The following is a 10,425-nucleotide window of genomic DNA, read 5'->3' on the forward strand; positions in this document are numbered from 1 at the left end:
CCATGTCACTGAGCCACAACATCCGCAGCTCCCACGGCACCGACAAGCGCGCCGAGCGCGACTACATGCCGGAGCTGGCCGGCGCCACCTTGCAGGACTCGCCGCGCCTCTCGCGCCTGACCGTGTGGCTGGCGGCGGCGCTGCTGCTGGTAGCGCTGGCCTGGGCCAGCCTGGCGGTGCTCGACGAGGTCACCGTCGGCGAAGGCAAGGCCATCCCGTCGAGCAAGGTGCAGGTGGTGCAGAACCTCGAGGGCGGCATCGTCACCGAGATCTTCGTGCGCGAAGGCCAGATGGTGGAAAAAGGCGCCACCCTGCTGCGCCTGGACGACACCCGCTTCAAGTCCAACAAGGGCGAAAGCGAGGCCGACCGCTATGCCCTGACCGCCCAGGTCGAAAGGCTCTCGGCCGAAGCCGAAGGCCGCCCGTTCGTGCTGTCGGACGAAGTCCGCGCCAAGGCGCCCCAGGTTGCCGTGGACGAGCAGGCCCTGTACGACTCGCGCCAGCGTCGCCTGGCCAGCGAGAAGCAGACCCTCAACGAGCAACTGCGGCAGAAGACCCAGGAACTGGCCGAGTTCCGCTCCAAGGTCGACCAGTACCGCTCGGCCGTGGCCCTGCTGCAGCAGGAGACCGACATGTCGGCGCCGCTGGTGAGCAAAGGCGCCATCTCGCCGGTCGAGATCCTGCGCCTCAAGCAGCGCACTGTCGAAGCCCGCGGCCAGCTCAACGCCACCAGCCTGGCCATCCCCCGCGCCGAGGCGGCGGTGGCCGAGATCAGGAGCAAGATCCAGGAGTCCGACGCGGGCTTTCGTTCCGACGCCGCCAAGGAGCTCAACGACAAGCGCACGGAGCTGTCGAAGATCACCGCCACCAGCATCGCCATCGACGACCGGGTCAACCGCACCACCGTGGTGTCGCCGGTGCGCGGCATCGTCAAGCTGCTCAAGGTCAACACCATCGGCGGCGTGGTGCAGCCAGGCAGCGACCTGGTGGAGATCGTGCCGATCGAGGACAACCTGCTGATCGAGGCCAAGGTCCGGCCCCAGGACGTGGCCTTCCTGCACCCAGGGCAGCCGGCGATGGTCAAGTTCAGCGCCTATGACTACACCATCTATGGCGGGCTCAAGGCCAAGCTGGAGCTGATCGGCGCCGACACCGTCACCGATGACAAGGGCAACGCGTACTACCTGATCCAGGTGCGGACCGAGAAGAACCACCTGGGCGGGGACAACAAGCCGCTGCTGATCATCCCCGGGATGGTCGCCACGGTGGACATCATCACCGGGCAGAAAAGCGTGCTGGATTATTTGCTCAAGCCGGTGCTCAAGGCCCGGACCGAGGCGCTGCGGGAGCGCTGATCTGCCTGTGCCGGCCTCTTCGCGGGTGAACCCGCTCCCACAGGGACCACACTTCCTTCAAGGTCTGTGAGATACCTGTGGGAGCGGGTTCACCCGCGAAGAGGCCGGCACAGGAAAAACATGGCCTCAGCGCTCACCGTGATTGCGGTTGAAGGTCTCGTCCCCCATGGCCCTGATCTGCCCCTCGATCAACGCCTCGAACGGCCGCAGCAATTCATCGAAATTCGCGGGCTGCTCCAGCACATTCAACGCCTGCACCACCGCCTCGATGGTCGACACCGCCCCCGGCTCCGGCGCCTTGCGCAGTCGGTAGCGGGACGGTGCTACTTCGGCCAGGGTCACTCGCGGCAGCGCGTCGAGCAGCGGGTTCAGGTACAGCAGCTTGCGCGCCTTGCGCCAGGTGCCGTCGGGGACGATCAGTAGCAGCGGGGTATCGTCTGCGTCTGCATGGGGCGTCAGCACCTGAGCCTCTTCACCCGGGAACAGCAGCGCCGGCCGGTAGCCTGGAGTCGCCAACAGTTCGCCGAGATCATCGAACACTTCACCGATACGCAACTCGGCATTGACCAGCCCCAGGGCGGCCAGGCGGGCGGTGTTGAGGGCGTGGCTGGCTTCACTGGAGTGCTGCAGCAGGACCACGCGGGTGCGGCTGGCGAGTGCGGGGATCAGTGGGCAAAGGCAGTGGTCGAGCGGGCGCTGGCAGCGTTCGCAGCGGGGTCTGGGCATGGGGGTCTCCGTTGGCGGAGGGATTTTGCCATATGCCGAGCATTTGGGCCTGCCTCACGGGCCTATTCGCGGGTAAACCCGCTCCCACAGGACAGCACCACATTCGGGACCTGCGGTGCACTTGTGGGAGCGGGCTTGCCCGCGAATGGGCCTGCAAAAATGGCCCTAGCGGTTGAACCGCTCCGCCAGGCTATGCAGGTACTCGGCCATGCGTTCCAGGTCCTGGCTGATCTCGGCCCCCTGCTTGGCCTGCCCCGCCGTCTGGTCGCACAACTGGGCAATGCGCACGATCTGCTGGTTGATGTCCTCGGCGACGAAACTCTGCTGCTCGGACGCCGTGGCCATCTGCTGGCTCATGCCAGTGATCCGGCTGACCGCCTGGGCAATCCCGGCCAGCGCCGACTGCACCGCCTCGACACGCTGCACACTGTCCCGCGAAATCTGCTCACCGCGGCTGGCAGTGCTCACCGCCCGTTCGGCCCCTGCGCGCAGCGAGGCGATGATCTGGTGGATCTCGTCGGTGGACGAGCGCGTGCGCTGGGCCAGCGAGCGCACCTCGTCGGCGACCACGGCAAAGCCCCTGCCCTGCTCGCCGGCACGCGCCGCCTCGATCGCCGCATTGAGCGCCAGCAGGTTGGTCTGCTCGGCGATCGAGGTGATCACGTCGACCACGCTGCCGATCGACTGGGTCTGCTCGGCCAGGGCATTGACCGCCTGGCCGATGTCGCTGACCGCCTCGCTCATGCTACCCATGGCCTTCAGGCTCTGCTGCGCCAGCTCGCTGCCTTGCTGGGCCAGCTGGTCGGCATCGCCGGCGGCGTGGGCGGTGTTCTGCACGTTGTGGGTGACCTCCTGGATGGTCGCGGCCATCTGCGCGATGGCGGTGGCCGACTGGTCGGTCTCGCTGCGCTGGCGGTCGAGCATCTGCGCCTGGGCATCCGACAGCCCGGCCGACTGCGCGGCCCGCGACTTGACGCTGACGCCTGCGTCCACCAGCCGGGTCAAGGCGGTCTGCAGACGCGCCTCCTCGCTGAAGATGGCCAGGTCCAGCTGGCCTTGCAGGCCGGGGTTGTCGCTGTAGGTCAGCGCCACCAGCGGGCTGCTGAAAGCCTTGGGGTGTTCGTCGAGGGTACGACGGATCGCCTGGTTGCGCCCCCACTCGATCAGGAACCAGGCCACCAGCAGGCTGGCGGTCAGCACCGCGAGCGCGGCATACGCCGGTAGCCACAGGTAGCTGGCGGCAGACAGCAGCCCTGTGCCGATCAGCGGCCAGCCGTAGCCCAGGCTGTGCACGACCCGCGTGGCCCAGGGCACTGCCGACTTGCCCGCGCGCAATCGTGCATAGAGCACCTCGGCGCGGCGGATCTGCTCGCGGGTCGGCAGCGAGCGCACCGACTCGAAGCCATTGATGCGGCCGTTCTCGTAGATGGCCGTGACATAGGCGCTGACCCAGTAGTAATCGCCGTTCTTCGAACGGTTCTTGACCACCCCCATCCACGGCTTGCCCTGCTTGATGGTTTCCCACATGTGGCCGAACACCGCCGGCGGCATGTCGGGGTGACGGACCAGGTTGTGCGGCTGGCCGACCAGTTCTTCGTAGGTGAAGCCGCTGATCGCCACAAAGGCGTCGTTGCAGTAGGTGATATGGCTGTTGAGGTCGGTGGTGGAGATCAGGCGCTGGTCGGCGGAGAAAGTTCTCTCGTGCTCAGTGACGGGCAAATTCATGCGCATCTCGGGCTATCCCTGCTGGTATGGATGAAGGACAAAATCATCAGAGCAAGTAGAGGTTTAGCAGAGCGCCATCATCAAAGAGGTCAGCTTTTCGTAGGAAAGGTACTACTTCCGACGGGCTGCACTCATCAGCCCACGTTGAGCTGGCTTTTCAGCAGGTCGCGGAAGGTCTGGATCAGTGGTTCACGGCTGCGGCCACGGCGGATGATCAGCGAAAATGGCGCCTGGTAACCAAATGTTGCCGGCGATAGCACCCGCAAGTCGCCCTTGTCGACCCAGGCCTGGGCGTAGTGCTCGGGCAGGTAACCGATGTAGGCACCGGAGAGGATCAGGATCAGCTGCGCCTCCATGCTCTCGACGGTCGCGGCGCTGTGCTTGAAACCGTGCCGGGCCAGCTCGGTCTGGCTCCAGTAGCCGCGCCCGACCATGCGCTGGTGGGTGACCACCTGCTCGGGGATGCGCCGCTCGGCGAACAGCGGGTGGCGGCTGCTGCAATACAGCCAGTGCTGCTCACGGTACAGCGGCTGGTAGAGCAGGCCGCTCATGCGCGAGGAGAACGCGCCGATGGCCAGGTCCAGGCGGTTGTCCTGCACGCCCAGCTGCAATTCGTAGGGGCTCGATACCGACAGGTGCAGGTGCACTGCCGGGTGTTCCTGGCTGTAGGCGCCGATGGCATCGGCCAGCGGCAAGGCGCGGTCGCCAACGGTGGAGTCGATCACCCCGAGATTGAGGGTGCCGCGCAGCTCGCCCTTGAGCGCTGCGGCGTACTGCTCGAAGCCGTCGAGCTCGGCCAGCAGGCGCAAGGTCTCCTGGTGGAACAGTTCGCCCTTGCTGGTCAGGCTGAAGCCACCTCGTCCGCGGTGGCAGAGAACGATGCCGAGGGCACCCTCGAGCTGGCTCATGTAGGTGCTGATGGCCGAGGTCGACAGGTTGAGCTCGCGCTGGGCATTGGCGAAACCCTGGTGGCGCACCACGCTGACGAAGATGCGCAGCAGTTTCAGGTCGGGCAGGGTCGAGGCCATGGTGCAACGGTTCCGCAGGGGGCTTTTCGCGCAGTCTACCCGCTCCGGCGGCCGTTAGTTCAGAAATTCCTGAAGTAAGTTTTTGCCGGTAGCGATTTTTCCCACGCACTACCTTCAGCAGACTTGGCCGAAATGTCCCTGCCCGCCGGCACATCCCAACCGGAAAGGCGCGCGGCGGCACAGGTTCGAACAACCAGAACAATCGACCGACTGATGAGGCCCACCGTGGACAAGACTCTCCACCAACCACTGGGCGGCAACGAAATGCCGCGTTTCGGCGGCATCGCCACCATGCTGCGTCTTCCCCACCTGCAAAGCGCCGAAGGCCTGGACGCCGCGTTCATCGGCGTGCCGCTGGACATCGGCACCTCGCTGCGTTCCGGCACCCGCTTCGGCCCGCGGCAGATCCGCGCCGAGTCGGTGATGATCCGCCCGTACAACATGGCCACCGGTGCCGCGCCGTTCGACTCGCTGTCGGTGGCAGATATCGGTGACGTGGCGATCAACACCTTCAACCTGCTCGACGCCGTGCGCATCATCGAAGAAGCCTACGACCAGATCGTCGAGCACAATGTCATCCCCATGACCCTGGGTGGCGACCACACCATCACCCTGCCGATCCTGCGCGCCCTGCACAAGAAGCACGGCAAGATCGGCCTGGTGCACATCGATGCCCACGCCGACGTCAACGACCACATGTTCGGCGAGAAGATCGCCCACGGCACCACCTTCCGCCGCGCCGTGGAAGAAGGCCTGCTCGATTGCGACCGCGTGGTGCAGATCGGCCTGCGCGCCCAGGGCTACACCGCCGATGACTTCAACTGGAGCCGCCGCCAGGGCTTCCGCGTGGTGCAGGCCGAAGAGTGCTGGCACAAGTCGCTGGAACCGCTGATGGCCGAAGTGCGGGAGAAGGTCGGTGGCGGCCCGGTGTACCTGTCGTTCGACATCGACGGCATCGACCCGGCCTGGGCCCCAGGCACCGGCACCCCGGAAATCGGCGGCTTGACCACCATCCAGGCGATGGAGATCATTCGCGGCTGCCACGGCCTCGACCTGATCGGCTGTGACCTGGTCGAAGTCTCCCCGCCTTACGACACCACCGGCAATACCTCGCTGCTCGGCGCCAACCTGTTGTTCGAAATGCTCTGCGTGCTGCCGGGCGTCGTGCGCCGCTGATACCACAGCCGCACCCGTGATGTACCCCGGCAGGAGCCATGAGGGAGGGCCATAGAGGCCCGCCAACACAAGACAAGACCGCCGGGCGCCGTGCAGCGCCTGCGTGGTCGATCTCGCCATAATAAAGATAATCGGGAGACCCCCAATGGCCTTGGACATCATCGTTGTAATGATCTATGCCGCCGGCATGCTCGCGCTGGGCTGGTACGGCATGCGCCGGGCGAAGACCCACGAAGACTACCTGGTGGCCGGGCGCAACCTGGGCCCGACCCTGTACATGGGCACCATGGCCACCACCGTCCTCGGCGGCGCCTCCACCGTCGGCACCGTGCGCCTGGGCTACGTCCACGGCATCTCCGGCTTCTGGCTCTGCGCAGCCCTGGGCCTGGGCATCATTGCCCTCAACCTGTTCCTCGCCAAACCGCTGTTGCGCCTGAAGATCTTCACCGTCACCCAGGTGCTGGAGCGCCGTTACAACCCGATGGCGCGCCAGGCCAGCGCGGCGATCATGCTCGCCTATGCGCTGATGATCGCGGTCACTTCGACCCTGGCCATGGGCACGGTGCTGCAGGTGCTGCTCGACCTGCCGTTCTGGATGTCGTTGCTGCTCGGCGGCGGCGTGGTGGTGGTGTACTCGACCATCGGCGGCATGTGGTCGCTGACCCTCACCGACATAGTCCAGTTCGTGATCAAGACCGTCGGCCTGATGTTCATCCTGCTCCCGGTGTGCCTGTACAAGGCGGGCGGCTGGGACATGCTGGTGGCCAAGCTGCCGGCGGCCAGCTTCAGCTGGACCACCATCGGCTGGGACACCATCATCACCTACTTCCTGATCTACTTCTTCGGCATCCTGATCGGCCAGGACATCTGGCAGCGGGTGTTCACCGCCCGTGACGAGAAGGTCTGCCAGCGTGCCGGCACCACCGCCGGTGTGTACTGCGTGCTGTACGGCCTGGCCTGCGCCCTGATCGGCATGGCCGCCCACGTGCTGATGCCGGACCTGGTCAACCCGAACAACGCCTTCGCCGAGATGATCAAGGGCCAGCTGCCGGAAGGCATTCGCGGCCTGCTGATGGCGGCGGCCCTGGCGGCGATGATGTCGACCGCTTCCGCCGGCCTGCTGGCCGCCTCGACCACCCTGACCGAAGACCTGCTGCCGAAGCTGCGTGGCGGCAAGCAGTCGAGCCTGGGCATCAACCGCCTGTTCACCCTGCTCACCGGCCTGGTGGTGCTGGGCATCGCCCTGGCGGTGAACGATGTGATCAGCGCCCTGACCCTGGCCTACAACCTGCTGGTGGGCGGCATGCTGATCCCACTGATCGGGGCGATCTTCTGGAAGCGCGCGACCACCGCCGGCGCCATCGCCAGCATGTCGCTGGGCTTTGTCACCGCACTGGTGTTCATGTTCGAGGACGGGCTGGAAGCCAATACGCCGATCTACTACAGCCTCGCCGTTGGCCTGGTGAGCTTCGTGCTGGTGAGCCTGCTGTCGCGCAAGCCGGTGGGTGAGGTGAAGCTGGCCTGATAGGTCAGCCTGGACGGCCCTCTTCGCGGGTAAACCCGCTCCCACAGGTTTCTCACAGACCTCGAAGGAGGTGGGATCCCTGTGGGAGCGGGTTCACCCGCGAAGAGGCCGGCACAGCAATGCAAATGCCACAGAAACAAAAAGGCCGCTGCATCCACTCAGATGCTGCGGCCTTTTCGCATTTCAGCGGCGGCGCGGCTGGCGCTTGCGCTGCTCTTCATCAGTCGGGATCGGCACCGGCTGCAAGGGTGGTGGAATCAGCCCCAAGGCGACGGCCAGGTCGTGGAGCCAGTTGAACAGTGGGTTTCTCATAATGCCCCCTTGACGGGTCAGCCTCACGGCAAATCAATCCTGCGATGTTTCATACAGATCATAGTCCGATGTCCTGCACTACGCATGCTCTTAATCCTACAGATATGGGCTAGCTTGACCAGGATCAAGCGGAAACGGCCCATTCCGACGACTGGTTAATCGTTTCGCTTTGTTGCAAATCGATCCAGGCCTGCAAATTCGCCCCGCGCATGCCCTGGCGCCACATCAGCCAGGTGACCGCGTGATCGAACGGTGCCTGCAGCCGGTGGGCCTTGACCCGGTCGCGCCCGGGCAGGCTGTCGAGCATCGATTGCGCCATCAGCGCCACCCCTGCCCCGGCGATCACGCAGGCCAGCATGCTCTGGTACGACTCGATCTCCATCACCCTGCCCATCGGCGTGTGCGCATCGGCGTACCAGGCCTCGAGGCGCATGCGGTAGGAGCAACCCTGACGGAAGGTGAACACCGCCTTGCCCGCCACATCCTTCGCGCTGTGCACCGGCGGGTGCTCGGGACTGGTGATCAGCACCAGCACTTCATCGCACAACGGCACGCCATCCAGCCCGGCCAGGCTCGGCGGGCCGTCGATCAGCGCAGCATCCAGGCGGTGGCTGAGCAGGCCTTCGAGCAAATCGCCGCTCGGCGCCGCCTGCACTTGCAGGTTCACCGCCGGATACTGCTGGTGGTAACGCGCCAGCAAGGCCGGCAAATGGATCGCGGCGGTGCTGTACATGGTGCCCAGCACGAAGTCGCCGGCCGGCTGGCCACCCTGCACCGCCGCCATGGCCTCATCGCGCAGCGCCGCCAGGCGGTTGGCGTAATCCAGCAATACCTTGCCGGCGGGCGACAGCTGCAGGCGCTGGCGTTCTCGCAGGAACAGCTCCACACCCAGCTGATCCTCGAGCTGGCGCAGGCGGGTCGACAGGTTCGACGGTACCCGGTGCAGGCGCTCGGCGGCGCGGGTCACCGAGCCTTCCTCGGCCACGGCCTGGAAGATGCGCAGTTGGCTGAACTCCATGACATTCTCCAAAACAGAACAACTTGCTCATCATTATTCAATTTTATTGAAAATGAAACCGCCCTAACCTGCCATCCATCACTTTGATCCGCGCAGGAGAATCCTCATGTCGCCACTCGTACAACTGCTGGCCAGCACCGTGGCCCTGATGATGGCCATGGGCATCGGCCGCTTCGCCCTGACCCCGCAACTGCCGCAACTGATCGCCGAACATCAGTTCGACCTGACCGCCGCCGGCCTGGTGGCGGCGGCCAACTACCTGGGTTACTTCCTGGGTGCGGTGGACGCGATGTTCGCCCGCCGCCCGGCCCAAGTGAAGCTGCGCCTGCACGGCGGCCTGTGGCTGTGCGTGCTGCTGACCCTGGCCTCGACCGCAGCGGAAGGCTTCTGGAGCCACCTGCTGCTGCGCTTGGGCACCGGCGTGGCCAGCGCCTGGGTGCTGGTGATGATCACCAGCCTCAGCCAGCAGGTGGCCAATGCCCATAACCGCCAGCGCCTGGGGGCGATGGTGTTCGCAGGGCCCGGGCTGGGGATTGCCGTCAGCGGCTTGCTGGCCCTGGTTGCCCATCTGATGGGGCTTGGCTCGGCAGCGCTGTGGCTGGTCTATGCCGTGGCGGCCCTGGTCATGCTGCTGGCCGCGAGCCCCTGGCTGCCCCGGGCGCAGGAGCCGGCCGTAGCACCTGCCGCTGCACAGCAGGGCCCGACCCGCAACGCAGGCATCGGCCGCCTGGGCCTGGTGTATGGCTTGTACGGGGTGGGCTATATCCTGCCGGCGACCTTCCTGTCGCAGATGGCCAACCAGCAGTTTCGCGGCAACTGGATGGCCGACCTGTTCTGGCCGGCGTTCGGCCTGGCGGCGGCGCTGGGCGTGGTGCTGGTGAGCGTGCGCCGTGCCGGTCGGACCTCGACCTGGTTGACGGCCACGCTGTGGCTGCAAGGGTTGGGGGTGCTGGCATGCCTGATGGGCGGTGGCCTCGGGTTGGGCCTTGGAGTAGTGCTGTGTGGCGGGCCGTTCCTGGCCTGCATGATGCTGGTGATGCAGCGCTCGCGGGAGCTGGCGCCGCATGCCACGCAGCGTAATGCCGGGCTCTTGACCGCGTGCTTTGCCCTGGGGCAGTTGAGTGGGCCTTTGCTGGCGGCGTTGAGCAACCATTACGGCGGGAGCTTGCAGGCGGCGCTGGTATTGGCGGCGGCGGGGCTGGGGGTGGCGGGGGTGCTGGTGTTGACTGGCGGCCGCAGCCTTCAGAGTTGCCAGGCGGCGACACGGGCAGCTTGATGGTATGAGGTCACCTGTGCCGGCCCTTTCGCGGGTAAACCCGCTCCCACAGGGATAGCACAGTCTTCAAATGCTGTGCTGTCTCTGTGGGAGCCACAGGGATAGCACAGTCTTCAAATGCTGTGCTGTCTCTGTGGGAGCCACAGGGATAGCACAGTCTTCAAATGTTGTGCTGTCTCTGTGGGACCCACAGGGATAGCACAGTCTTCAAATGCTGTGCTGTCTCTGTGGGAGCCACAGGGATAGCACAGTCTTCAAATGTTGTGCTGTCTCTGTGGGACCCA

Annotated in this window: 9 protein-coding genes; 4 read left to right on the forward strand and 5 right to left on the reverse strand. The window is 65.6% G+C overall.

What is annotated here, in order from left to right; all coding sequences use genetic code 11:
- Positions 1-2: 2 nt before the first annotated feature.
- The gene (locus ACIP21_RS15380; RefSeq protein ID WP_400688893.1) at positions 3-1,355 is read left to right on the forward strand and encodes an HlyD family type I secretion periplasmic adaptor subunit; all 1,353 of its coding nucleotides are present in this window, start codon (positions 3-5) and stop codon (positions 1,353-1,355) included.
- A 126-nt stretch (positions 1,356-1,481) separates the two neighbouring features.
- Here the strand turns inward: ACIP21_RS15380 and ACIP21_RS15385 are convergent, their stop codons facing one another.
- From ACIP21_RS15385 to ACIP21_RS15395, 3 genes are all read right to left on the reverse strand, one after another.
- Positions 1,482-2,081 carry a tRNA-uridine aminocarboxypropyltransferase gene (locus tag ACIP21_RS15385; protein ID WP_400688896.1) on the reverse strand — a complete coding sequence of 200 codons (600 nt, stop codon included), beginning with the start codon at positions 2,079-2,081 and terminating at the stop codon, positions 1,482-1,484.
- 165 nt (positions 2,082-2,246) lie between these two features.
- Positions 2,247-3,812, reverse strand: coding sequence for a methyl-accepting chemotaxis protein (locus ACIP21_RS15390; RefSeq protein WP_400688899.1), 1,566 nt, complete (start codon positions 3,810-3,812; stop codon positions 2,247-2,249).
- A gap of 128 nt (positions 3,813-3,940) precedes the next feature.
- The gene (locus ACIP21_RS15395; protein WP_400688902.1) at positions 3,941-4,834 is read right to left on the reverse strand and encodes a LysR family transcriptional regulator; all 894 of its coding nucleotides are present in this window, start codon (positions 4,832-4,834) and stop codon (positions 3,941-3,943) included.
- Positions 4,835-5,059: 225 nt separating this feature from the next.
- On the opposite strand from ACIP21_RS15395, the gene speB reads away from it, so the two are divergent.
- A complete protein-coding gene (gene speB, locus ACIP21_RS15400; RefSeq protein WP_110743690.1) occupies positions 5,060-6,010 on the forward strand; it encodes an agmatinase in 951 nt (316 codons plus the stop codon).
- A 145-nt stretch (positions 6,011-6,155) separates the two neighbouring features.
- On the forward strand, positions 6,156-7,535 hold the full coding sequence (locus ACIP21_RS15405; protein ID WP_400688905.1) for a sodium:solute symporter: 1,380 nt from the start codon (positions 6,156-6,158) through the stop codon (positions 7,533-7,535).
- 183 nt (positions 7,536-7,718) lie between these two features.
- Here ACIP21_RS15405 and ACIP21_RS15410 read toward each other — a convergent pair whose 3' ends face one another.
- Both ACIP21_RS15410 and ACIP21_RS15415 read right to left on the reverse strand, forming a co-directional pair.
- Positions 7,719-7,847, reverse strand: coding sequence for a PA1414 family protein (locus ACIP21_RS15410; protein WP_400688908.1), 129 nt, complete (start codon positions 7,845-7,847; stop codon positions 7,719-7,721).
- Positions 7,848-7,971: 124 nt separating this feature from the next.
- Positions 7,972-8,865, reverse strand: coding sequence for a LysR substrate-binding domain-containing protein (locus ACIP21_RS15415; RefSeq protein WP_400688910.1), 894 nt, complete (start codon positions 8,863-8,865; stop codon positions 7,972-7,974).
- A gap of 106 nt (positions 8,866-8,971) precedes the next feature.
- Between ACIP21_RS15415 and ACIP21_RS15420 the strand changes: the two genes are divergently transcribed.
- Positions 8,972-10,141: a YbfB/YjiJ family MFS transporter gene (locus ACIP21_RS15420; RefSeq protein WP_400688913.1), complete on the forward strand. Its 1,170-nt coding sequence runs from the start codon at positions 8,972-8,974 to the stop codon at positions 10,139-10,141.
- The last annotated feature ends 284 nt before the right edge of the window (positions 10,142-10,425 follow it).

Source organism: Pseudomonas sp. NPDC089401 (assembly GCF_044749485.1).
GTDB lineage: Bacteria > Pseudomonadota > Gammaproteobacteria > Pseudomonadales > Pseudomonadaceae > Aquipseudomonas.